Here is a 23,142-nt window from a genome sequence, read left to right on the forward strand (position 1 = left end):
GGCGCCGATGCCCGCTCACTCGGAGTACTGCGTGGGAATCGCGAGCTCCTGGCCGATCTGCAGGCTTCCGCCGCGGAGCAGGTTGAGCCGTGTGATGTCACCGATGACCTCGCGGGGATCCGCGCCCGGTGCGATCTCCTCGGCGATCGACCACAGGGTGTCGCCCGGCATCACGGTGACGGTCGCGAACGTGGTGGTCGAGCTCTGCTCGCCGGAAGCCATCGCGCTGCCGCCACTGAGCGCGGCGAACGCGATGCCTACAGCGAGCGGAACGGCTGCCGCCGCGAGCACGACCCGACGACCACGCGCCGTCAGCCGGAGCTTCGTCGCCGGACGAGCCGGGAGGACTGCTGCGCTGCTGAAGGTGATGGTGCTCATGTCGTGCTCCTCTGCATCTACCGCGTGAGCGGTGAAGTTGGCGTAGCGTTCGCATCCGCGCCTCGGCCGGGAGCCGTGGATACGAAGCTACGTTCCGAAGTTATCTTCGAATTCGAATATCTGTCAAGCCTTTTTCGAAACAATGACCCGAGAATCGGTCGACACGCTCGAACAGATCTTCCACATCTGGCCGTTTCTCGGATACGGTTTCGATACGAACACCCCACCACGGGCCTCCGACATTCGAACTGAGACGCCGGATCGCACACCTGAGGAGCACCATGAGCGACAACTCCGCCCCCGAGGCAGACGTCCCGCGCACTCGTCGCCGGAAGAGCCTGAGCCCCAAGCAGATGGCGATCCTCGAGGTCATCCAGACATCGATCAGCCGGTACGGCTACCCGCCGAGCATGCGCGAGATCGGCGATGCCGTCGGGCTCAAGTCGCTGTCGAGCGTCACCCACCAGCTCGGACAGCTCGAGCTCAGCGGCTACCTGCGTCGCGATCCGGGCAAGACGCGCGCCATGGAGGTGCTGATCGACCTCCCGGGTTCGAGCGGTGAGAATCCGGCTGACGTCGCGACCCCCGTGGGCGACGCGGCACTCGTGCCGCTCGTCGGCCGCATCGCCGCCGGCGTGCCGATCACCGCCGACCAGCAGGTCGAGGAGATCTTCCCCCTCCCCCGTCAGCTCGTGGGCAAGGGCGACCTCTTCATGCTCAACGTCTCGGGCGAGTCGATGATCGACGCGGCCATCTGCGACGGCGACTGGGTCGTGGTGCGCTCGCAGAACAGTGCAGAGAACGGCGAGATCGTCGCGGCGATGCTCGACGGCGAGGCCACGGTCAAGGTGCTCCGCCGTCGCGACGGCCACACGTGGCTGCTGCCGCGCAACTCGGCGTTCGAGCCCATCCTCGGCGACGAAGCCGTGATCCTCGGCAAGATCGTCGCGGTGCTGCGAGCGGTCTGATCCCGTCGAACCCGCGACGACGGCCTCGCCCATAGGCTCGAAGCATGTCCTCGCCGTTCGGTTCCTGGCCCTCCCCGTTCTCACCCGCACGCATCGCGGCGGCCTCACCCCGCATAGACGGTGCGGCGTTCGTCGGTGACGACATCTGGTGGGGCGAGTCGGTGCCGGCCGAGCGCGGGCGATTCACGGTGCGCAGCTCGAGCGGTGACGAGATCCTCCCGGCGCCGTGGAGTGCGCGATCGCGCGTCCATGAGTACGGCGGCGGGGCCTGGACGGCGGATGCCGACGGCACCCTGTTCTTCGTCGACGCACAGGACCAGCGTGTGCACCGACTGACCTCCGGCGCTTCACCGGTGCCGCTCACTCCGACCGGCCCTGCCCACGGAGGTCTGCGGCTGCAGCAGGGGCGGCTGTTCGCCGTTCGCGAGGACCTCACATCGACTCCCCACCGTCGTGGCATCATCGAGATCCCTGTGGACGGTTCTGCCGCCGATGACCCCGACCGCGTGCGGGTCGTCGCCGAGGGCACGGCGTTCGTCGCGCATCCGTCGCTCTCACCCGACGGGTCGCGCGTGGCCTGGGTCGAGTGGACGGGCGATCGGATGCCGTGGCAGCATGCGACCCTCGTGATCTCCGACGGCTCCGCCCGCACCGAGGTGCCGACGCAGGCCGCTCTGCAGCCCGAGTGGATCGACGACCAGGAGCTGCTGTTCTCCGACGACCCTCGGGGACGATGGGCGCTGCACCGCCAGCGACTCGATCACCTCCGCCTCGACGGCGCAGCGGCGCCGGTCGACGATGTCGACGTCGATGCGGACACCGGCTACGGGCTGTGGGTGCTGGGCAACCGCTGGTACCGCCCACTCGCCGACGGGCGCATCGTCACTGTCCGCACGAACGGTCGCGACGAGGTCGTCGTGATCGATCGCGACGGCGGGGCGCGCCGACTCGACATTCCCGCGGACGGGCACGTGAGCGTCGACGCCGTATCGGGGTCGCGTGTGCTGCTCACGGGCAACAGCTCGACCACGTCACAGGGAGCCTGGTGCGTCGACGTCGAGTCCGGTTCGGCGCAGGTGGTCGCAGGAGCCTCGCCCGTCCACCCCGAATGGATGCCGCGCGCGTCCGAGCTGCTGATCGACGGTGCCCACGGGAACGTGCACGCGTTCGTCTACCCTCCGAGCAACCCCCAGGCCTCGGCATCCGGCGACGAGCTCCCGCCCTACATCGTGCTCGTGCACGGCGGGCCGACCGCTCACGTGACCGGGGCTTCCTCTGCGGCGATCGCGTTCTACACGAGCCGCGGCATCGGCGTGCTCGACGTGAACTACGGCGGTTCGACAGGATACGGGCGCGCCTACCGAGAGCGTCTCGACGGACGATGGGGAGTGGTCGACGTCGACGATGTGATCGCCGCGGCCCGGGAGCTCGCCGACGCGGGCCTGGCGGATCCCGCACGGATCGCCATCCGCGGTGGGTCGGCCGGCGGATGGACCGTGCTGTCCGCTCTGGTGCGCGGAGGAGTGTTCGCCGCCGGCATCAGTCGCTACGCCGTCGCGGATCTGCGGATGCTCGCCGAGCACTCCCACGACTTCGAGGCGCACTACGTCGAAGGACTCGTCGGGCCCCTGCCCGCAGCCGAGGCGCTGTACGTCGACCGCTCGCCTCTGACCCACGCCGCCCGGATCGCGGTGCCCGTGCTGCTGATGCAGGGGTCGGATGACCGGGTCGTGCCGCCGTCTCAATCGGAGGCCATCCGGGATGCACTGGCGGCCAATGGAGTCGATCACGAGTACGTGCTCTACCAGGGCGAGGGACACGGGTTCCGCTCGGCCGAGACGATCGTCGATGCCCTGGAGCGCGAGCTCTCGTTCCTCGGACGCGTGTTCGGCTTCACCCCGTCGTTCTGATCAGTCTCCGGTGCGGTTGCGCAGGCGCATCGCGCGCTCGGCCTCGCGAGTGTCCTGACGCTCGCGTAGCGTCTGACGCTTGTCGAACTCGCGCTTGCCCTTCGCGAGGGCGATCTCGACCTTGGCACGGCCGTCGGAGAAGTAGAGCTTGAGTGGGATCAGCGTGTAACCGCCCGCCGACACCGCGTGCTGCAGCTTCGCGATCTCCTCGCGGTGGAGCAGCAGCTTGCGGATGCGCTTCGCCGAGTGGTTGGTCCAGTGCCCCTGCGAGTACTCGGGGATGTGCACGGAGTCGAGGAAGACCTCGTTCCCCTTGACGAACGCGTATCCGTCGCTGAGATTCGCACGCCCCTGACGCAGCGACTTCACTTCGGTGCCGGTGAGCACCATCCCCGCCTCGTACGACTTCTCGATGTTGTAGTCGTGACGTGCGCGACGATTGGTCGCGATGACCTTCTCCCCGCGTTCCCTGGGCATGATTCTCTCCTGATCCGCGTCGTGCAGTGATTCCAGAGCCCGGTGGCGGGCGCACGACAGCCTGTCAGTCTATACCGGCGGCGCCCGCCTCCGGCAACGCGGTCAGGTCCGCAGCCAGCGACGGATCGCGAATCCGGCGGACAGGGCCGCCAGGACGACGCCGATGCCGATGAGCACCGGTACGACGATGGCGGCATCCTGCATCGACACCCACGTCGTGATGAACGGGACGCGTCCCCGGAGGTATCCGTCGACGCCGAAGTGCACCCCGGCGACGACAGCCGCGCTGGCCAGCACCGATCCGAGGAACGCGGCGAAGACGCCCTCGAGCACGAACGGGGTCTGGATGAAGCGGTTCGAGGCACCGACGAGGCGCATGATCCCGATCTCCTTGCGCCGCGCGTATGCCGACAGCCTGATGGTCGTGCCGATCAGCAGGATGGCGGCGATCAGCATCAGCACGGCGATGCCGACGGCGATGTACGTCGCCACCGTCAGGGCGGAGAACAACGGCTCGAGGTATTGCAGCTGGTCCGTGACCTGCTCGACGCCGGCGACGCCGGTGAAGGCCTCCGCGATCACCTGGGACTGACCCGGGTCCTTCATCGTCACGAAGAACACCTCGAACGCCTGGTCTGCGGTGATGACGCTCGCCTGGTCCTCGCCGAGCTGTTCGACCAGCTTGGCGTAGGTGTCTTCCTTGGAGTCGAAGCTCACCTCGCTGATGAGCGGGGCGAGCGCGTCACCGTCGAGCTGCGCGCGGACGGCATTCACCTGATCTTCCGTGGCGCCGCCGTCGACGCAGGTGTCCTTCTCCGAGATGTCGGAGCACATGTACACGGCGACCTGTGCCCGCTCGGTCCAGTAGCCGCGCATCGTGCCGATCTGGGCCTGCATGAGGATCGCCGCGCCGACGAACGTCAGCGAGACGAAGGTGACGAGCACGACGGAGATGACCATCGAGATGTTCCGTCGCAGGCCACCGAGGGCCTCAGTGATGATGAGTCCGATTCTCATGAGGTCGGCCCCACTTCCTCTGCGCCGTCATCCGAGAGGCCGAGACGATCGGCCACCCCGAGTTCGGCGACGTCGACGGTGGGGAGCACGATCGGATGCGTGCGAGGCACGACAGCCGCCGGCACCTCTGCGGGCTTCTCGTCGACTGCGGGCGGTTCGACCGGCGCAGCCTGCGCCTCGGGCGTCTCGGATGCGGTCGGCACCGCGTCGGCCGACGCCGCAGCGGCCTTGCGCTGCGCGCTGAGCTCCTCGGCGAGAGCGGCACGGACGACCGAGAGGTCGGCGGTCTGGCGCTGCACCTCCTGCACCGCTGTCAGCGCGGCGGCTGCTGCTGCTCCGCGGATCTCCTCGGGAACGAGGCGCGGGATGTTCGAGGTGTCGCCATAGCCGCCGTGCACCTCGTCTCGGACCATCTCGCCGTCACGGAGCTCGATCACGCGGCGCTGCATCTGGTCGACGAATGCCGCCTCGTGCGTGGCCATGAGCACGGTCGTTCCGCCGGCGTTGATCCGCGCGAGGAGCTGCATGATGTCGACGGACGTCGCCGGGTCGAGGTTTCCGGTGGGCTCGTCGGCGAGCAGCACCTGGGGGCGGTTGACCAGCGCTCGTGCGATCGCGACACGCTGCTGCTCGCCGCCGGAGAGCTCATGCGGCATCCGCTTCTGCTTGCCGTCGAGGCCGACCAGCGCCAGCGCCTCAGGCACGGCCTGCTGGATGAACCCGCGTGACGACCCCGTCACCTGCAGGGTGAACGCGACGTTCTGGTAGACGGTCTTCGACGGCAGCAGACGGAAGTCCTGGAACACGGATCCGATGTGGCGCCGGAAGTAGGGGACCTTGCGGTTCGCGAGGGACCGCAGGTCGCGGCCGAGCACCGCGACCCGACCCGTCGTCGGTACGTCCTCGCGCAGGATGAGCCTCAGACACGACGACTTGCCCGACCCCGAGGCGCCGACGAGGAAGACGAACTCCCCGCGTTGGACTTCGAAGTCGACCCCGGACAGAGCGGGGCGTGAGGTCCCGCGATAGCGTTTCGTGACGTTCTCGAAGCGAATCATGGCTGTTAGAGCCTAAGCGCGCGCTCCCTCCTGCCCGCGAGCGACACCCCGCTCGCCCCCTGCGTGTCATATCGCACTGCTATACATGGAGGTGCCGATCCATGTCATCCGCGTGGACGACGACTCCGAGGGGGAATCATGACGACGCCTGCAGGCTGGTACGACGACGGATCCGGGCGCCAGCGCTGGTGGGACGGTACGCAGTGGACGGAGCACTTCGCTCCGATCGCCGAGCCCGCAGCACCTGAGACGCCCCTCGATGTCGAGGCACCTGCAGCGACCGTTGAGGCGTACGGCAGCGAATCAGCGGATGCCGCACGCGAGGCGCCCACGGAATCCAGCGCCGATGCTCCCGTCACCGGCGACGCGTCCGATGCCGCAGCCGCCGCCACCGCGGACTCGCTCGGCTCGGTCGCCGCGGTCGAGACCTCGTGGAGCGAGCCGGCGACCGGCACTCCGTCGACGCCCGCTGACGACGTCACGACCCCCGAGACCCCTGGCGGATGGACCGCGTCCGACACGCACTCCCCGACCCCGGGCGCTGAGCAGCCGGCGGCGGAGGCCACCGCTGCCGAGCACACCGCACCGGAGTTCTCCGCCCCCGAGTCCACCGCACCGGGTGCCACCGCCCCGGCGGCGGCTCCGCTGGGTGGCGACGTGCCGCCGTACGCGAACGCAGCGCCCGGATATGACAGTGCACCGCCGGCCTACCCCGGTTCGGCGCCGACCTACCCCGGTGCCCAGGCGCCCCAGCAGGGGTACCCCGCGACGCCCGGCTATCCCGGCGCTGCTCCCGCCTATGCGGGCGGCGCCTACGCTCCCGCCGGCCAGGCATACGGAGCCGGGCCCGGGTACCCGCCGGCATACGCGACGGCCGGTCCCACCGCACCCGCGAAGCTGTCGATCGCCGGCCTCGTCGGACTCGGTCTCGCCGCACTGGGAACGATCCTGTCGTGCATCCCGCTGACGTTCGGCTTCGGCTGGTTCCTGCTCGCGGCCGGATTCATCGTCTCGCTGATCTCGATCTTCCTCAAGGGCAAGAAGTGGCCGGGCATCACCGGCCTCATCCTGTCGGTCGTCGGAACCATCCTCGCCGTCGTGGTGGCGATCGCGTTTGTGACATCCACGGTCGCGCAGGTCGTGCGCGATCTTCCGACCGCCCCGCCGTCGAGCGACTCCGACAGCGGCACCGATGATGGAACGACCGACGACGGCACCGGCTCCGTGCAGGTCGAAGAGGGCACGATCGGCGACACGGTCACGCTGACGCTGCTGGGCGGCAGCGGCGAGGTCACCGTCACCGAGGCGAGCTGGGCGACCAGCGACGGCTCGAGCATCCCCTCGACCAACGGCGGATACGTGACGCTCGAGACGACGTGGACGGGCATCGAGGGCACGACCGCCGCGAACCCGCTCTTCACCTCGCTCGAGACGGCAGACGGCACCGAGGGACAGATCGACTTCTACGTCACGGGCGCACCGAACGAGCTGCTCGAGCCCGGACAGACCGTCAGCGGACCCATCACCTTCGACATCGCCAAGAGCGAGTCGTACGTGTTCGTCGTCACAGACGAGGCCGGGCGCGACATCGCACGGATCTCGGTCACGCCCACCGCCGGCTGAGCCTCGACGTCGGACGGGAATCCGTCGCTCTGCTGCGACGGCCCCCAGAACGTCCGGTGTCAGCAGAGGATGCGGCTGCGGATGCCCCGGCATCCGCAGCCGCATCTCCATACCGGTGACGGCCGTCGCGACTCCGATTCATGGAGGCGGGGAACGGGATGCCCGAGCAGGCCCGGGGCGAGTCCATCGCGATCACCGGCGTCGAATCAGAGCTCGATGATTATTGGTTCGTGCCCACCGAGACGTCAGGGAAGCGCGCGAACGACCGCGCGATCCAGTGCATCGCGTACAGCTGCGCAGAGGTCACGCGCGCGCTCGAAGGAGCCGGCCGCTGAGACGCGCTCAGTCCTCGTCTTTGCGCTTGCGCCAGCGGATGCCCGCCGAGATGAACCCGTCGAGGTCGCCGTCGAACACGGCAGCCGGGTTGCCCGACTCGTGTCCCGTGCGAAGGTCCTTCACGAGCTGCTGTCCGTAGAGGAAGTACGAGCGCATCTGGTCGCCCCAGCTCGCCGTGATGTTGCCGGCGAGTTCCTTCTTCTTCGCCGCCTCTTCCTCCTTCTGGAGAAGCAGGAGGCGGGTCTGCAGCACGCGCATGGCCGCGGCGCGGTTCTGGATCTGCGACTTCTCGTTCTGCATCGAGACGACGATGCCGGTCGGAAGGTGCGTGAGGCGCACAGCGGAGTCGGTGGTGTTGACCGACTGGCCGCCGGGGCCGGACGAACGGAACACGTCGACGCGGATGTCGCTCTCGGGGATGTCGACCTCGGTCGCCTCCTCCATGAGCGGGATGACCTCGACCGCGGCGAACGAGGTCTGACGCTTGTCGGCAGAGCCGAACGGGCTGATGCGCGCGAGGCGGTGCGTGCCGGCCTCGACCGACACGGTGCCGAATGCGTAAGGCGCATCGATCTCGAACGTCGCCGACTTGATGCCGGCACCCTCGGCGTACGAGGTGTCGAGAACCTTGACCGGGTACTTGTGACGCTCGGCCCAGCGCAGGTACATGCGCATGAGCATCTCGGCGAAGTCGGTGGCGTCGTCGCCACCGGCACCCGAGCGGATCGTGATGATGGCCGAGCGCTCGTCGTACTCGCCGTCCATCAGTGTCTGGACCTCGAGCTGGTTGATGATCTCGGTCAGCGCGTTGAGCTCGACGCGAGCCTCGACGGCCGATTCCTCATCGCCCATCTCATTCGCGAGCCCGACGAGCACCTCGAGGTCGTCGAGTCGCGAGCCGATGCCCTCGACCCTCGCGAGCGCCGACTGCCGGTGGCTCAGCGCGCTGGTCACCTTCTGGGCGCGTTCGGTGTCGTCCCAGAGGTCCGGCGCGCCGGCTTCCTCGCTGAGGCGTGCGATGTCGGAACGGAGCGTATCGACGTCGATGACCTCGCGAATGTCACCGTAGGTGAGTCGCAGGGCCTGGATGTCGGCGGAGAGATCGAGTTCGAGCATGTCGCGTCCAGCCTAACGTGCTGCCTGTGCGGGCGGGTACGGCGTTCGAACGGGAGTAGCGTGAAACGAGTGAGCAGCGCATCCACGGTCCTGAGACGATTCGGGCCGATGGTGTACCTCCCCACCGTGCTCTTCGCGCTCGGCGAGGGCGCGGTCATCCCCTTGATCCCGGTGATCGCCACGCGCATGGGGGCCGATGTGGCGTTCGCCGCACTGGTCGCCTCCGCGCTGGTGGTCGGTCAGCTCTGCGGCAATCTGCCGGCCGGCTGGGCCGTGTCGCGCATCGGCGAGCGGTTCACCATGGTCATCGCCGGAGCGATCGCGATCGGCGCGGGTATCGGCATGGTCTTCGCTCCGTCGCTCGGCGTGCTCGCGGCATCCGTCTTCCTCCTCGGCTTCTGCGCCGCCGCGTTCGGCCTCGCGCGCCACGCCTTCATGACGACGAGGGTGCCGATCGCGTTCCGCGCCAGAGCGCTCTCGCTGCTGGGCGGCAGCTTCCGCCTCGGGATCTTCATCGGCCCGTTCGTCGCCGCGGGGCTCCTCCAGCTCTTCGGTTCGGAGACGGCGGCCATCTGGTTCTTCCTCGGCTGCCTGGTCGTCATGGTGCTGCTCGTGCTCTTCGGCCCTGATCCCGAGAAGACGATCCCGCCGACCACGCCGCTGCGCACCGCTCCCCTCACGGAGGACTCCGGCGAGCCGGTCACCGGCTCGATCCCGACTGCCGGCCGCACGGGCATCTTCCGAACGATGTGGCAGCAGCGCACCGTGCTCGGTCGCCTCGGTCTCGCGGCCGCGTCGCTCTCGGCAGTGCGTTCGGCCCGACAGGTCGTGCTGCCGCTGTGGGGCCTCTCGCTCGGTCTCGATGCATCGACGATCGCCCTCGTCGTCGGAATCTCGGGCGCGATCGACTTCGCGCTCTTCTACGCGAGCGGGCAGGTGATGGACCGCTTCGGTCGCCTCTGGGCGGCGATGCCGGCCATGGTCCTGATGGGCGCGGCGTTCCTCGCGATGTCCTTGACCCATGACCTCGATGCCGCCGTGCTGTGGTTCGGCATGTTCGCCGCGGTACTCGGAGTCGGCAACGGCCTGTCGAGCGGCATCCTGCTGACGCTGGGAGCCGATGTCGCGCCGAAGACCGAGCCGGCCGCGTTCCTCGGCTCATGGCGGACCCTGACGGATGCCGGAGGAGCCATCGCTCCCCTGCTGGTCTCGGGGATCGTCGCCATCGCTTCACTGCCGATCGCCGCGGCTGCCATGGGCGTGATCGGACTCGTCGGCGCCTGCGGGTTCATCCGCTGGATCCCGCGATTCGTTCCCCGCACGAAGGGGGAGCCGTCATGAGCACGCTGGGCGCTGACGTGCGCCGCCTGGTTCTGGCCGCCGCGGTGTCCTCCGAGCGCGAGCGAGCCGGCCAGGTGGACTTCGCACGCTTCTTCCCCGATGACGACGGACCGGTCTCGCGCGAGGACGGACCCGCCCACGCCACGGCGTCCGCTCTCGTGTTCGATCCGACGCTCACACGCACGCTGCTCGTGTTCCATACCAAGGGGCAGTTCTGGGTGCAGCCCGGCGGTCACCTCGAATCCGGTGACGAATCGATCGCGGATGCCGCGCTGCGCGAGCTTCGGGAGGAGACCGGGGTCGTCGTGACGGACGTTCCTGAACCTCTCGTGTACGACCTCGACCATCACGCGCTGTCGTCGGCCTTCGGCCGCTGCGCCTCGCACCTCGACATCGGCGTCGCGATCGTCGTCACGGACGACACGGCCCTGATCGTGAGCGACGAGTCGGAGGACGTGCGCTGGTGGCCGATCGATGCGCTCCCCGATCAGGTTCCCGTGGGGTTCGACGGTCGCGTGCGACGGCTGCGGGATCGACTGAGGGTCTGACGATCACGCGACCTCGGCGAAGCGACTGACGGGCCGATCACTCAACGAAGCGCCGTGCGGCTGGTGCCGGTCGCCTCGAGCCGCACACCGTCGGGGACGAAGATCGACAACAGCGGCGGATGCCAGTCTGCGGAGACCGTCACCCGGGCCGAGAGGCCGTCCGGAGCCGTGGCCGACACCAGGCTCGCCTCCCCCGGCAGATCGGCGACCAGCGCGAGCGCCTGATCTCTGACACCCTCGTCGGTGAGATCAGCATGCGCCGTCCCGCCCTCGACCACCAGTGTGAAGCCGTCTGCTCCGGCGAGCGCTGCAGCGTCGGCGAGCGCATCGAGGCGATTCTGCGAGATGTACATGTCGGTGGCGCACACGCTCACGAGGATGAGCGCGACAGCGAGGAGCGCGTACCCCAGCGTGAGGAGCAGGACGCTCCCCTCATCCGCCTCTCTCATCCCGAGCCCCACAGCCGCGAGACCTTCTGCACGGCTGTCCCTTCAACCGGGATGGATGCGGCGTCGTCCGCCCCGAAGATCGCCGGGATCAACGGCAGCGCGACCCTCGCCGCGACGGTGACCGTGATCGTCGCCCCGGCCGCGGGGCATGCCGCGGTCGCGGGCAGACACGTCACCGACACCTCGATTGCATCGGGGGCGAGGCCGTACTGCTCGGAGACGTCGGCGAGCACGCGCTCGCCGCGCAGTTCGGCGGTGTCCGCGTCGGGTGCGAGGGCGATCACCCTGGCTGTCTGACGGGCTGCCGCCTCTGCGCCGAGCGTCTGCTCCTGGATGGCTCCGAGCGCGATGATCAGGTACACGAGCGGCACGAGCAGCACCACCCCGACGGTGATGAACTCGAGCGCCGCCGACCCTTCGTCATCCATCGTCGAACGACTCCTCCGGAGCATGCGCCTCGACCTCCAACCCGAACGGGACGCCGAGAAGCCCGATCACCGGCAGCGTGGTGCGGATGCGCACGTCGATGGTCGGCTGCCCGAGCGAGGTCGAGTGCCCGACCGACACATCCTCTGCGTATTCCTCCCCCACGGCACGAGTGATGCTCTCTCTCGCACGCGCGGCGCCCTGTTCGACGGTCGTGTCCGCGAGAGCCGCGTAGTACGCACCGTCGACGGCCGCATCATGCACCACGTTGCGGACGTACACCGCGAGGGCGAGTTGCAGCACAGCGAGCGTCATCAGTGTGAGCAGCGTTCCGACGAGCACGAACTCGACCGGGCTCGACCCTCGCTCGTCGAAGGGCGTGCGAGGCGTCGTCATGTCGCGCACGAGGCGAGCTCCATCAGATGCCCGACACGCGCTGGAGGGCCTGCTCGAACAGGGTGCTCAGCGCCGGACCCGCCACAGCCCAGATCAGCACGACGAGACCCGCCGTCATCAACGTGACGAGCACCCAGCCGGGTACGTCGCCGCGTTCCCCGTCGAGGATTTTGGTCACCGAGCGCATCTCACGCGCCTGTCGCTGTCGAAGAGTGTTCATGTCGTCCTTTCGTGGGGCGCTCAGCCGATGCCGAGTCGCAGGATGAAGAGGCCGGGATAGATGGCGAAGAGAACAGACAGGGGAAGGATCAGGAACACGAGCGGCAGGAGCATCAGGATCTCCTTGCGGCCCGCCTGTTCGATCAGGACGCGCTTGGCGTCTTCCCGGGCATCCCCCGCCTGCGCGTGCAGCACCGCCGACAGCGGAGCGCCGTGCTCGAGGGCGGCGACCACCTGGTCGACAGCACGGGTCAACCCGGGAAGTTGCAGGCGCCGAGTCATCTCCCCGAGCGCATCGGCGAGGGGTTCGCCTGTTCCCACAGCGAGGACGACGAGTCGGAACTCGACGGTGAGCTCGCCGGATCCGACCGCCGCGACACGACGGACCGAATCGAGGAATCCTTCTCCGGCCGACAGGCAGAGCGCGAGGAACTCGAGTGTCGTGGGCAGCTCATCGGTGAGCCGCCCGCGACGCGTCGCCACACGCATGGCCAGTCGAGCCTCGTAGCCGACTCCCGCGGCCGCACCGGCGAGCGTCGGGAGCAGTGCGAGCGGCGGGCTCATGCGGCCCGCGACGGCGAGCACGATGACGGTGAGCGCACCGGTCATGACGCCGACGATCACCCAGCCGAGCTGACGGGCTCGGAACGTCGTGGTGTCCAGGCCGAGTCCGGCCTGGCTGAGTCTTCGGCGCAGCACATCGTCAGCACCGAGAAGCCGCTCGAACATCGCCAGCAACCGGCGCCAGAGCGTGCGCTCTCCGACCGGGAGCACCCCGGCCCGGGGGAGCGCGACGTGCGGCAGATCCGCGTCTGCGACGACGTCACGCACGTACGGGGCGATCCTGAGCATGAGCGGTGTCGCCGACCACCGAGGGATCGCCGTGAGCAGGCACAGTACCCCCGACGAGAGCACCCCACCCCAGAGCACGGCGATCGCCATGGTCGTGAACGGGTTCACCCGAACCACCGCCCGGGCTCCGGAAGTCGTCCGATGCGGATCATGACGCGGTACGCGATCACCGAGACCGCCGCACCGAGGCAGATGACGATCATGCCCTCGGCCGTCCCGTACGCGGCAGCCCCTTCGGGCCGCAGCACGAGCAGACCGAGGATCACCCATGGCGCCACAGAGCCGAGAACCGCCGCACCCCGGATCCACGACTGGCGAGCCTCCACCTCGCCTCTCAGCGCGGCATCCTGTCTGACGGACGAGGACAACGCACGCAGGACGCCACCGAGCTCGGTGCCGCCGACCTGTCTCGCCATTCGCAGGGTCTCGATGATCCGATCGGCGATCGGGTCGGCGAGTGCGAGCTTCAGCCGATCGAGGCTCGTCTCGAATCGGCCCGTCGCACGCAGGTCGCGGGCGAACACCACGAATGCCGGTCGCATCATCGCGGGCGACGACTCGGCAAGACTCGCAACGGCGTCCGGCAATGACAGGCCCACGCGGATGGACGCGATCAGGAGGTCGCAGACGTCGGGCCAGAGCTGTCGACGGCGCTTGCGAAGTCGCTGGCGCCTCGACCGCAGGAATACGACAGGCGAGACGGCGGCGGTCGCGCCGGCGAGAACGGAGAGGGCAGGGATCGCTGTGACGAGCCAGACGACGGATGCCGCGGCGAGCGCGAGCATCCCCATGACGACCGTGAGTACCCGCGGACGGACCGCGCCGAACCCTGCCTCTTCAAGCACGCGGACGAGGCGGCCTCGTCGCGTCGCAGGCTGCGCCTCCGTGCGAGGCGGCCACAGCCATGGAGACGCGCACAGCAGCAGCCCTGCGGCGAGTGCGGCTCCCAACAGCACCGTCACCGCGCGTCGCCGATCCGCCTGAGGTCTCCGCGTCGAGACACCTTCACGTCGCCGCCATACGCATACAGCGTTCGGCAGACGATCCGCCCGTCGGCGACCTCCCCGTTGGGTGCGATGACCTCGTGCACGCGCCGCGTCCCGTCGTCATCGCGCACGCAGTGCACCACGAGGTCGACCGCCCTCGCGAGAGCCGGGGCGACGAAGGCCCGGTCGATGTTCCGTCCTGCCAACAGCGGGAGGAGGGTCAGCTTGTCGAGGGCCTCCTCGGCCGAGCTGGCATGCACCGTCGCGGCACCGGGAACTCCGGTGTTGAGTGCGAGGACGAGATCGAGCGCCTCCGCATCCCTGACCTCACCGACGACGAGGCGGTCCGGACGCATCCTGAGCGCCTCCTTCACGAGACGACGAAGCGTGATCTCTCCCGTCCCCTCGAGGCTCGCCTGACGCCCCTGCAAGGACACGATGTCCGGGCCGTCGACGGCGAGCTCGAACGTCTCCTCGACCGTGACGATGCGCTGCCGGTCGACGCACGAGGCGAGGAGCGCACCGAGGAACGTGGTCTTTCCGGCGTGGGTCGCACCCGAGACGATGATGCTCTGCCCGTCGAGCATCGCTTGGTGCAGGATCGTGGCCAGCTCGGCGGGGAGGGCACCGTGTGCGACCAGCGCGTCGAGCGATCGGTACCGTGGCAGGAACTTGCGGATGTTCACCGACCACCCGCCTCGGACCACGTCCGCGATGGCGACGTGCAGTCGTGACCCGTCCGGCAGCGATGCGTCGACGAACGGTTGGCTGATGTCGACCCTGCGCCCTGTCGACTGCAGCATCCTCTCGACGACGTCGCGCAGCTGCGAGTCACTCAACCGCAGGGCGAGGCGCTCCGACACTCCTCCGCGCGCGACATGGATGCTCTCGGGACCGTTGAGCCAGATCTCCTCGATCTCGGGGTCGTCGAGCAGTGGCTGCAGCGCTCCGAAGCCGGTCACCGACGCGAGCACGTCTCGCACGAAAGCGGCCTCGTCGTCGATCATGATCTCGCCACGCGAGAGGGCGAGGTCATTGAAGCGACGGACCTCGGCGAGCGCGACGGAGCGGGCCACCGCCGGATCGAGCGACGGATCCGTCGCCTCGGCGCGGAGTCTCTGGCGGACACGCTCGACGACGAGGACGGAGGGGTGGATCACCCGAGCATCCTCGCAAGGATCGTGCATATGCCGCCGGAGTTATCCACAGTGCCGGACGGAGCCTGCGGGCGGATCCCCAGGAACGCACGATCCCCCGATCAGTAGACTGATTTCACCGCGCGGGAGTGGTGAAATTGGCAGACACGCAGGATTTAGGTTCCTGTGCCCTAGGGCGTGTGGGTTCAAGTCCCACCTTCCGCACCGATCAGTCGCATGCCGTGCGGCCGACGACTTGACCGCCGCACAGCTCACTACGACGGGAAATCCATGCATCACGCCGCTCTCATCCCCTGGCTCGACCCCGCCACCATCATCGGCTCGGCCGGCCCCTGGGCGCTGCTCGTGGTGTGCTTCATCGTCTTCGCCGAGACGGGTCTTCTCGTGGGCTTCCTGCTGCCGGGCGACACGCTGCTGGTGATCTCGGGTCTGCTGTCGCACCCGCTCGCCGGCTCCGAGCACGGCGTGTTCGGACTCAACGTCTGGATCGTCGCCCTGCTCATCGGGTTGTCCGCCTTCGTCGGTGGTGAAGTTGGCTACCTGATCGGCCACAAGGGCGGGCCTGCGGTCTTCGAACGCAAGGAATCCGGCCTCTTCAGCAAGAAGAACGTCGAGCGCACCAACGCGTTCTTCGAGCGTTTCGGCGGCATCACCGTCATCCTCGCCCGCTTCGTGCCGATCGTCCGCACGTTCGCGCCCGTCGCTGCCGGCGTCGGCCACATGCCGTGGCGCCGCTACACGCTCTACAACCTGATCGGTGCGATCCTCTGGGGCTTCGGCCTCACGATGTTCGGCTACGCGATCGGCTTCATCCCTCCGGTCGCGCACTTCGTCGAGAGCTACATCGACCTGATCCTGCTCGCCGCCGTCGGCGGTACCGCGCTCGTCACGCTCTGGCACTACCTGTCCGAGCGTCACAAGGCGAAGAAGGAAGCCCTCGCCGGTGAGGGTGAGACCGACGCCGCCGAGGCGGAAGAGCTCACGCTCGACCCCGAGGTGTTCGACCGCGCTCCCGACTTCGACGGAGACGGCAAGCACTGACCTCGAACGATCGAAGACCGGCGGGCTGAGACTCTCAGCCCGCCTTCTTCTTGCTCGGGCTCGTCTTGGTGCTCGTCTTGGTGTCGGCCGACTCCGACCGAGCGGCCTTGGTGCGGGCGACGCTGGCACGCAGTGCCTCCATCAGGTCGATGACCTCGCCGCTCTTGGCGTCACCTTCGGCCTCGCCGAACGTCTCCGACACGTCGAACGTGTCACCCGCCTCGATCTTGGCGTCGATCAGGGTCCGCAGCTCCTTCTGGTACTCGTCGACGAACGATTCGGGGTCGAAGTCGGCCGAATAGCTGTCGACGAGGGATGCCGAGAGCTCGAGCTCCTTCTTCGAGATCCGCACGTCCTCATCCAGCGCCGGGAACTCCGCCTCACGCACCTCGTCGGCCCACAGCAGCGTCTGCAGGACCAGCACCTTGCCGCGCACGCGGAGCGCCGCGAGCCGGGTCTTCTGACGCAGCGTGAAGCGCACGATCGCCGTGCGGTCGGTCTGCTCGAGCGTCTTGCGCAGCAGCACGTAGGCCTTGGGTGACTTCGAGTCGGGCTCGAGGTAGTACGGCTTGTCCAGCGTCAGCAGATCGACTTGGTCGGAGGGAACGAACTCGACGACGTCGATCTCACGGCTCTTCTCGGCGGGCAGTGCCGCCAGGTCATCCTTCGTGAGCACGACCGTCTGGCCCTCCTCGACGTACGCACGGTCGATGTCGGCATACGCCACGGTCTCTCCGCACACCTCACAGGTGCGCTGATACCGGATGCGACCGCCATCCTTCTCGTGCACCTGATGCAGCGGCACGTCGTGATCCTCCGTCGCGGAGTACACCTTGACCGGCACGTTCACGAGGCCGAAGGTCAGCGCGCCCTTCCAGATCGTTCTCATGCCCCCAGTGAACACCAGGCGCCCCGGTCGCGGCCAGTACCTTGACTACGCTGGCGCTATGGCTCCGGAGGCGCAGAACGTGCAGATCGACGGCCGCCGCCTGCGCATCACCAACCTCGACAAGGTCGTCTATCCCGAGACCGGCACGACCAAGGGCGAGATCATCGCCTACTACACGGCGATCGCGCCCCACATCCTCCCCCTCCTCGACGGCCGCCCGGTCACCCGCAAGCGCTGGGTCGAGGGGGTCGGAACGACCGATCATCCGGCCGATTCCTTCTTCACGAAGCAGCTCGAGCCCGGAGCCCCGAGCTGGATCCCGCGGCACGAGATCCGCCACTCCGACGGACCGAAGGAGTATCCGCTCGTCGAGGACGTGCCGACTCTCGTGTGGCTCGCCCAGGTCGCCGCGATCGAGCTCCACGTGCCGCAGTGGCGCTTCGCGCCGGACGGCCTGCCCGGCAGGCCCGACCGCCTCGTGCTGGACCTCGACCCCGGCCCCGGCGTCGGCCTCGCCCAGTGCGCGGAGGTCGCCCGCATCGCCCGCGGTCTGCTCACCGGCATCGGCCTCGAGCCCGTTCCCGTCACGAGCGGCAGCAAAGGCATCCACCTCTACGCCGCTCTTCCCGGTCATCAGACCAGTGACGAGATCTCCGCCGTCGTGAAGGAGATCGCGCGGCTCATCGAGACCGAGCATCCCGACCTCGCCACCAGCACCATGGCGAAGGCGGCCCGCGGCGGCAAGGTCTTCCTCGACTGGAGCCAGAACAACGGCAAGAAGACCACGATCTCGCCGTACTCGATGCGGGGGCGGGCGCAGCCGTGGGTGGCCGCACCTCGCACGTGGGACGAACTCGACGACCCCGATCTCGCCCAGCTCGACTTCGCGACCGTGCTGGAGCGCGCGAAATCGGGTCTTGACCCCATCGCCCCGCTGCGCACCGAGCATGCGCCATGGGTGCAGTCGACACATCCGACGGCCTCCGTCGACGAGTCACCCGCCCGGCGCGGTGACGCACCGAGGCACCGGCCGCGCATCGCCGGGGCGGCGAGCGCACCGGCATCCGCCGCCCCCGCTTCCGTCTCGCCCATGCTCGCCGAGAACGGGACGCCCGCGATCGCCCGCGGCCTGAGCTCCCCCTCCTGGGTCGAGGTCAAGTGGGACGGCATCCGGGCGATCGGCACCTGGAGTGACGGACGGATGCTGCTGCACGCCCGCAGCGGCACCGACATCACGGGCCGCTACCCCGAACTCACGGCAGACGGCGCTCCATTCCTGCCCGTCGGCGACGCGATCGTCGACGGAGAGATCGTCGCCTTCGACAGGCAGGGCAGACCGAGCTTCTCGCTGCTGCAGAATCGGATGCACCTCACACGGCCCCGCGAGATCGAACGAGAGGTCGTGCGCACACCGATCGTCTATATGGTCTTCGATCTGCTGCGCCTCGACGGACACGACCTCAGCTCGATGCCCCTGTCACAGCGGCGCACGCTGCTCGAAGAGGTCGTGTCGGATCTGGCCGCCCCGATGCAGGTGCCGCCGGTTTTCGACGACGTGGATGCCGCGCTGGCCGCGAGCGACGAGTTCGGCCTCGAGGGCGTGGTCGTCAAAGACCCGGCCTCCCGCTATCGCGCAGGCCAGCGCTCCCCCGCCTGGCTCAAGCTCAAGCACACCCGGATGCAGGAGGTCGTGATCGTCGGCGTCCGCCCCGGCAAGGGTGACCGCGAGGGGACGTTCGGTTCCCTGCTGCTCGCGGTGCCGGACTCCGGGCGGCTCCGGTACGTCGGACGCGTCGGCACCGGCTTCACCGACCGGATGCTGCGCGATCTGCTCGCACGCCTCGCGCCCCTGCGCGTCGACTCGGCACCGCTCGACGGAGTGCCCGCTGTCGACGCCTCCGACGCACTGTGGGTCGAGCCGGAGCTGGTCGGCGAGGTGGAGTTCGCCAACTGGACCCCCGACGGGGTGCTCCGACATTCCCGCTGGCGCGGGCTGCGCCCCGACAAGTCCCCCGACGAGGTCGTCGTCGAGAGCTGACCCGTCACGCGTGATGCGGTTCGCAGTCCGACTGCTCGGCGGGCTCGATCTGGAAGGTCGAATGCTCCACGTCGAAGTGATGCGCGAGGCACGACTGGAGGTCGCTGAGCAGCTTCGCCGATCGGCCGTCGGCGAGGAGCGCGGGTTCGACGCTGACGTGCGCGCTGAACACCGGAGCGCCGCGGGTCAGCTGCCACACGTGCACGTCGTGCACACCGACGACCCCGTCATAGTCGAGCAGGTGCTGGCGGATGTCGCTGACCGCGGTCCCCTCGGGCGCCGACTCGGAGAGGACCGAGAACACTTCGCGGAGCAGTGCGATGGCGCGAGGGATGATCAGCACGGCGATCATGATCGATGCGAGCGCGTCTGCCGGCATCCATCCGGTCGTGACGATCACGACCGCGGCGATGATCACCATCGCCGAGCCGATGAGATCGCCCATCACCTCGAGGTATGCACCGCGGACGTTGATGCTGGTGCGCTGGGCACGGCTCAGAAGCCACATCGAGATCGCATTGGCCACGAGTCCGACGACCGCGACGACGAGCATCAGCCCTCCGGCGACCTCGGTCTCGCCCGGGTTCAGCAGTCGACCGACCGCTTCGATCCCGACCCACCCGGCGAGCAGGATCAGGATGATCGCGTTGATCAGGGCGCCGAACACCTCGGCCCGCTGGTATCCGAACGTGCGACGGTCATCGGCGGGCCGCGCGGCGACGGCCGCGGCGATCAGAGCGATCACGAGGGCCGATGCGTCGGTGAACATGTGGGCCGCATCCGCCAGCAGCGCGAGCGACCCGGTGAGGATCGCGCCCACGACCTGCACGACCATGATGGTCGCGGTCAGGCTCAGCGAGATCGCCAGAAGGCGGCGATGGCTCGCAGAGCGGATGCCGCCGGCGGCGGGCGCGTGATCGTGCATGCCTCCAGGCTAGACCGGCTCTCGTGCCGTTCGGCGGGTCTGCGCGCAGTCGGGAATGGTGATGATTCTCAGTAGCCGCGTTCTCAACGCAGCCGCGAGTACTCGAGCACGACGCAGCCGTTGTCGAACGAGCGAACCTGGTCGAGCGCGAAGTGCGTTGGCGAGAACTCATTCCGCGCCATCGGGATGCCGGCGCCGACGATCACCGGATACTTCTTGACGATCAGACGGTCGATCTCGTCGAGCAGCACGCCGGCGAGCACCGCTCCGCCGGCGAGATAGATGCCGAGCCCCTCCTCGTTCTTGAGCTCGCGCACCCGCTCGACGGGATCCGTGCGCACGAGCTCGACGTTCGGCTCGCCCGGATCGTCGAGCGAACGACTGAACACCACGGTCCGCAACTGCGAGTACGGATCGGTGATACCGGCCTGCAGCGCGGGCTCGAAGGTTCGACGCCCCATCACGACGGTGTCGAAGCGGGTGAGCGGTTCGTCGACTCCGCCGCGCCCCGCGCGCACATGCGCGGGTTGGATGTCGGCGAGCTCGGTGCCGAGAGTCTCGGCGAAAGCGGGCGTCACGGGATAGAAGTCGACCTCGTCGGCGGGTCCCGCGATGAACCCGTCGAGGGTGACTCCGATGTAGTAGGTGAGTTCTCGCATGCCGACCACAGTAACCACTACGCTTGAAGTACGTCAAGCGTAGTGGTTATCGTGAAGGCGACTCAGAGTTCGGCGAGCAGCGGCACCAGTTCCGCGAAGGCGCGGGCCCGGTGCGACTGCGCCTGCTTCTCGTCGGCGGTGAAATCCCCCACGGTGCGCTCGGCGCCCTCAGGCTGACCGTCCGGCACGAAGATCGGGTCGTAGCCGAACCCGCCTCCGCCGGACGCCTCACTCGCGAGCCGCCCCGGCCAGTTGCCGACGACCACGTGCTCGGCTCCCTCCGGGGTCACCAGCGCGATGGTCGAGTTGAAGTGGGCGGTGCGATGAGGCTCGGCGATGTCGCGCAGCTGATCGAGGAGCAGCTCGAGGTTGGCCGCAGCATCCTTCTTCTGCCCCGCCCAGTAGGCCGAGAAGACCCCGGGCGACCCGCCGAGCACATCGACGCAGATTCCGGAGTCGTCGGCGAGGGCCGCGAGTCCCGTGTGCGCCGATGCAGCACGCGCCTTGATGAGCGCGTTCTCCGCGAAGGTCACCCCGTCTTCGATCGGCTCTGGACCGTCGTAGCCGATGACCTCGAGATCCGGGCGCGTCGCCGCGACGATCTGCTGGAACTCCGCGACCTTGTGCGGGTTGTGCGTGGCCAGGACGACCTTCATCAGCTCGCGAGTGCCTTCAGCTGCTGGTCCTTCAGGTCGGCGCAGCCCGCGACGCCAAGCTCGAGCAGCGCGTCGAGTTCGCGCTTGTCGAACGGCGCACCCTCGGCTGTTCCCTGCACCTCGACGAAGAGGCCACGGCCGGTGACGACGATGTTCATGTCGGTCTCCGCGCGAACGTCCTCGACATATGCGAGATCCAGCATGGGTTCGCCGTCGATGATGCCCACGGAGACGGCGGCGACGGAGTCGAGCAGCGGCGTCGAGTTCTTGCCGATGAACTTCTTCTCGCGACCCCACTCGATCGCGTCGGCCAGTGCGACATAGGCACCGGTGATCGCGGCGGTGCGCGTTCCGCCGTCGGCCTGCAGCACGTCGCAGTCGATCACGATCGTGTTCTCACCGAGGGCCTTGGTGTCGACGACGGCACGCAGCGCGCGGCCGATCAGGCGCGAGATCTCGTGCGTGCGTCCGCCGATGCGGCCCTTCACGCTCTCACGGTCGTTGCGGCTGTTCGTCGCCCGGGGAAGCATCGAGTACTCGGCCGTCACCCACCCCTTGCCCTTGCCGGTGAGCCAGCGGGGCACGCCGTTCGTGAAGGATGCGGTGCACAGCACCTTGGTGCCGCCGAAGCTGATCAGCGCCGACCCTTCGGCGTGGCTGCTCCAGCCGCGCTCGATCGTGATCTCACGGAGCTGGTCGGTGGAGCGGCCGTCGGCGCGGACGATGCTGGTCATGGGATTCCTTCGGTGCGGTGGGAGAAGCGGGTGGATGCTGCGGAGGAGTCAGAGCCCTGCGGCTGACTCCGGAAGAGTGATGACGCCGGTCTGCACGAGCTGCACGTCGCGCACCTCACGGCCCATCAGACGGTTGGCGAGGGCGGTGAATTCGGTGGTCGAGTCGCCGGTCGCCTCATAGACATACGATGCGGTGGCGTCGGGCGGTGCGAGCAGGTCGCCGCGGACGAGCTGGCGATACACGTCTCCCGCGGTCTCGTCGTCGCTCGATACGAGGGTCACGCCCTCCCCCATCACGTAGCTGATCGCGCCGCGCAGGAACGGGTAGTGCGTGCATCCGAGCACCAGGGTGTCGACCTCTGCGTCTCGCAGGGGCGCGAGGTACTCCTCGGCGGTCGCGAGCACCTCGGGCGTCCCCGTGATGCCGCCCTCGACGAACTCGACGAAGCGGGGGCACGCCGCGGTGAAGACCTCGAGACGCTCGTTCACCTCGAGCATGTCCTGATACGCGCGCGAGCCGATCGTGCCGACCGTGCCGATCACGCCCACGCGGCCGTTGCGGGTGGTCGAGACCGCGCGCCTCACGGCGGGTCCGATCACTTCGACGACAGGGACGTCGTAGCGCTCCCGTGCGTCGCGCAGCATCGCTGCGGATGCCGTGTTGCAGGCGATCACGAGCATCTTCACGCCCTGATCCACCAGCGTGTCGAGCACCTCGAGGCTGTAGCGCCGCACATCGGCGATGGGTTTCGGCCCATACGGCGAATGGGCCGTATCGCCGATGTAGACGAACGATTCCCGGGGCAGCTGGGCTCGGATGGCTCTGGCCACCGTGAGTCCGCCGACACCGGAGTCGAAGATTCCGATCGGGGCGTCGTTCATGACTCACCAGCCTACCCGCGCGCACCCCGCGTCATGCTCAGCAACCCGAGCGCATGTCGTC

The 23,142-nt window shown here is 68.5% G+C and carries 26 protein-coding genes and 1 tRNA gene; 9 read left to right on the forward strand and 18 right to left on the reverse strand.

What is annotated here, in order from left to right; translation table 11 throughout:
- Positions 1–15: 15 nt before the first annotated feature.
- Positions 16–378, reverse strand: coding sequence for a LysM peptidoglycan-binding domain-containing protein (locus JOF42_RS14140; RefSeq protein WP_210098413.1), 363 nt, complete (start codon positions 376–378; stop codon positions 16–18).
- Between the two features lie 281 nt (positions 379–659).
- Here JOF42_RS14140 and lexA point away from each other — a divergent pair, with 281 nt between their 5' ends.
- Both lexA and JOF42_RS14150 read left to right on the forward strand, forming a co-directional pair.
- Positions 660–1,346 carry a transcriptional repressor LexA gene (lexA, locus tag JOF42_RS14145; RefSeq protein ID WP_210098414.1) on the forward strand — a complete coding sequence of 229 codons (687 nt, stop codon included), beginning with the start codon at positions 660–662 and terminating at the stop codon, positions 1,344–1,346.
- Between the two features lie 44 nt (positions 1,347–1,390).
- On the forward strand, positions 1,391–3,256 hold the full coding sequence (locus JOF42_RS14150) for a S9 family peptidase (RefSeq protein ID WP_210098415.1): 1,866 nt from the start codon (positions 1,391–1,393) through the stop codon (positions 3,254–3,256).
- Here JOF42_RS14150 and smpB read toward each other — a convergent pair whose 3' ends face one another.
- The 3 genes from smpB to ftsE all read right to left on the reverse strand — a co-directional run bounded on the left by smpB (position 3,257) and on the right by ftsE (position 5,808).
- Complete coding sequence (gene smpB / locus JOF42_RS14155; RefSeq protein WP_056312202.1) at positions 3,257–3,733, reverse strand: SsrA-binding protein SmpB; 477 nt, start codon at positions 3,731–3,733, stop codon at positions 3,257–3,259.
- A gap of 102 nt (positions 3,734–3,835) precedes the next feature.
- Positions 3,836–4,750, reverse strand: a complete 915-nt coding sequence (gene ftsX, locus JOF42_RS14160) for a permease-like cell division protein FtsX (protein WP_210098416.1) — start codon at positions 4,748–4,750, stop codon at positions 3,836–3,838.
- Positions 4,747–5,808, reverse strand: coding sequence for a cell division ATP-binding protein FtsE (gene ftsE, locus JOF42_RS14165; RefSeq protein ID WP_210098417.1), 1,062 nt, complete (start codon positions 5,806–5,808; stop codon positions 4,747–4,749). Before ftsE ends, ftsX begins: the two co-directional genes overlap by 4 nt.
- 138 nt (positions 5,809–5,946) lie before the next feature.
- On the opposite strand from ftsE, the gene JOF42_RS17970 reads away from it, so the two are divergent.
- On the forward strand, positions 5,947–7,431 hold the full coding sequence (locus JOF42_RS17970) for a DUF2510 domain-containing protein (protein ID WP_245340812.1): 1,485 nt from the start codon (positions 5,947–5,949) through the stop codon (positions 7,429–7,431).
- 158 nt (positions 7,432–7,589) lie between these two features.
- The gene (locus JOF42_RS14175; protein ID WP_210098418.1) at positions 7,590–7,766 is read left to right on the forward strand and encodes a hypothetical protein; all 177 of its coding nucleotides are present in this window, start codon (positions 7,590–7,592) and stop codon (positions 7,764–7,766) included.
- Between the two features lie 7 nt (positions 7,767–7,773).
- On the opposite strand, the gene prfB is transcribed toward JOF42_RS14175, so the two are convergent.
- Complete coding sequence (prfB, locus tag JOF42_RS14180) at positions 7,774–8,883, reverse strand: peptide chain release factor 2 (RefSeq protein ID WP_210098419.1); 1,110 nt, start codon at positions 8,881–8,883, stop codon at positions 7,774–7,776.
- 108 nt (positions 8,884–8,991) lie between these two features.
- Here prfB and JOF42_RS14185 point away from each other — a divergent pair, with 108 nt between their 5' ends.
- Together JOF42_RS14185 and JOF42_RS14190 are read left to right on the forward strand one after the other, a co-directional pair.
- On the forward strand, positions 8,992–10,224 hold the full coding sequence (locus JOF42_RS14185) for an MFS transporter (RefSeq protein WP_210099218.1): 1,233 nt from the start codon (positions 8,992–8,994) through the stop codon (positions 10,222–10,224).
- Positions 10,221–10,772 carry an NUDIX hydrolase gene (locus tag JOF42_RS14190; protein WP_210098420.1) on the forward strand — a complete coding sequence of 184 codons (552 nt, stop codon included), beginning with the start codon at positions 10,221–10,223 and terminating at the stop codon, positions 10,770–10,772. The genes JOF42_RS14185 and JOF42_RS14190 overlap by 4 nt, the downstream gene beginning before the upstream one ends.
- A 41-nt stretch (positions 10,773–10,813) precedes the next feature.
- Here JOF42_RS14190 and JOF42_RS14195 read toward each other — a convergent pair whose 3' ends face one another.
- The 7 genes from JOF42_RS14195 to JOF42_RS14225 are packed head-to-tail and all read right to left on the reverse strand — an operon-like array spanning position 10,814 to position 15,260.
- Positions 10,814–11,221, reverse strand: coding sequence for a hypothetical protein (locus JOF42_RS14195; RefSeq protein ID WP_210098421.1), 408 nt, complete (start codon positions 11,219–11,221; stop codon positions 10,814–10,816).
- Positions 11,218–11,649, reverse strand: a complete 432-nt coding sequence (locus JOF42_RS14200; protein ID WP_245340813.1) for a TadE family protein — start codon at positions 11,647–11,649, stop codon at positions 11,218–11,220. Before JOF42_RS14200 ends, JOF42_RS14195 begins: the two co-directional genes overlap by 4 nt.
- Positions 11,642–12,043: a TadE/TadG family type IV pilus assembly protein gene (locus tag JOF42_RS14205; RefSeq protein WP_210098423.1), complete on the reverse strand. Its 402-nt coding sequence runs from the start codon at positions 12,041–12,043 to the stop codon at positions 11,642–11,644. The genes JOF42_RS14200 and JOF42_RS14205 overlap by 8 nt, the downstream gene beginning before the upstream one ends.
- A 22-nt stretch (positions 12,044–12,065) precedes the next feature.
- The gene (locus JOF42_RS14210; RefSeq protein WP_210098424.1) at positions 12,066–12,263 is read right to left on the reverse strand and encodes a hypothetical protein; all 198 of its coding nucleotides are present in this window, start codon (positions 12,261–12,263) and stop codon (positions 12,066–12,068) included.
- Positions 12,264–12,283: 20 nt separating this feature from the next.
- Positions 12,284–13,222, reverse strand: coding sequence for a type II secretion system F family protein (locus JOF42_RS14215; RefSeq protein ID WP_210098425.1), 939 nt, complete (start codon positions 13,220–13,222; stop codon positions 12,284–12,286).
- Positions 13,219–14,076, reverse strand: a complete 858-nt coding sequence (locus JOF42_RS14220) for a type II secretion system F family protein (protein ID WP_210098426.1) — start codon at positions 14,074–14,076, stop codon at positions 13,219–13,221. The genes JOF42_RS14215 and JOF42_RS14220 overlap by 4 nt, the downstream gene beginning before the upstream one ends.
- Positions 14,073–15,260 (reverse strand): TadA family conjugal transfer-associated ATPase, encoded by a 1,188-nt coding sequence (locus tag JOF42_RS14225; protein WP_307803612.1) that lies wholly within the window; start codon positions 15,258–15,260, stop codon positions 14,073–14,075. The genes JOF42_RS14220 and JOF42_RS14225 overlap by 4 nt, the downstream gene beginning before the upstream one ends.
- Positions 15,261–15,379: 119 nt before the next feature.
- On the opposite strand from JOF42_RS14225, the gene JOF42_RS14230 reads away from it, so the two are divergent.
- Both JOF42_RS14230 and JOF42_RS14235 read left to right on the forward strand, forming a co-directional pair.
- Positions 15,380–15,461 (forward strand) — tRNA-Leu (locus tag JOF42_RS14230).
- A gap of 66 nt (positions 15,462–15,527) precedes the next feature.
- A complete protein-coding gene (locus tag JOF42_RS14235) occupies positions 15,528–16,298 on the forward strand; it encodes a DedA family protein (protein ID WP_210098428.1) in 771 nt (256 codons plus the stop codon).
- 34 nt (positions 16,299–16,332) lie between these two features.
- Here JOF42_RS14235 and ku read toward each other — a convergent pair whose 3' ends face one another.
- Entirely contained in the window at positions 16,333–17,187 is an 855-nt protein-coding gene (gene ku, locus JOF42_RS14240; protein WP_210098429.1) for a non-homologous end joining protein Ku, read from the reverse strand.
- 58 nt (positions 17,188–17,245) lie between these two features.
- On the opposite strand from ku, the gene ligD reads away from it, so the two are divergent.
- The gene (gene ligD / locus JOF42_RS14245; RefSeq protein ID WP_210098430.1) at positions 17,246–19,225 is read left to right on the forward strand and encodes a non-homologous end-joining DNA ligase; all 1,980 of its coding nucleotides are present in this window, start codon (positions 17,246–17,248) and stop codon (positions 19,223–19,225) included.
- A 4-nt stretch (positions 19,226–19,229) separates the two neighbouring features.
- On the opposite strand, the gene JOF42_RS14250 is transcribed toward ligD, so the two are convergent.
- The 5 genes from JOF42_RS14250 to murI all read right to left on the reverse strand — a co-directional run bounded on the left by JOF42_RS14250 (position 19,230) and on the right by murI (position 23,081).
- Positions 19,230–20,150 carry a cation diffusion facilitator family transporter gene (locus JOF42_RS14250; RefSeq protein WP_210098431.1) on the reverse strand — a complete coding sequence of 307 codons (921 nt, stop codon included), beginning with the start codon at positions 20,148–20,150 and terminating at the stop codon, positions 19,230–19,232.
- A gap of 83 nt (positions 20,151–20,233) precedes the next feature.
- Complete coding sequence (locus JOF42_RS14255) at positions 20,234–20,809, reverse strand: dihydrofolate reductase family protein (RefSeq protein ID WP_210098432.1); 576 nt, start codon at positions 20,807–20,809, stop codon at positions 20,234–20,236.
- Between the two features lie 62 nt (positions 20,810–20,871).
- Positions 20,872–21,465 carry an RdgB/HAM1 family non-canonical purine NTP pyrophosphatase gene (gene rdgB / locus JOF42_RS14260; RefSeq protein WP_210098433.1) on the reverse strand — a complete coding sequence of 198 codons (594 nt, stop codon included), beginning with the start codon at positions 21,463–21,465 and terminating at the stop codon, positions 20,872–20,874.
- Positions 21,465–22,199, reverse strand: a complete 735-nt coding sequence (gene rph / locus JOF42_RS14265; protein WP_210098434.1) for a ribonuclease PH — start codon at positions 22,197–22,199, stop codon at positions 21,465–21,467. The genes rdgB and rph overlap by 1 nt, the downstream gene beginning before the upstream one ends.
- Before the next feature lie 48 nt (positions 22,200–22,247).
- The gene (gene murI / locus JOF42_RS14270; protein ID WP_210098435.1) at positions 22,248–23,081 is read right to left on the reverse strand and encodes a glutamate racemase; all 834 of its coding nucleotides are present in this window, start codon (positions 23,079–23,081) and stop codon (positions 22,248–22,250) included.
- Between the last annotated feature and the right edge of the window lie 61 nt (positions 23,082–23,142).

Source organism: Microbacterium phyllosphaerae, from assembly GCF_017876435.1.
GTDB lineage: Bacteria > Actinomycetota > Actinomycetes > Actinomycetales > Microbacteriaceae > Microbacterium > Microbacterium phyllosphaerae.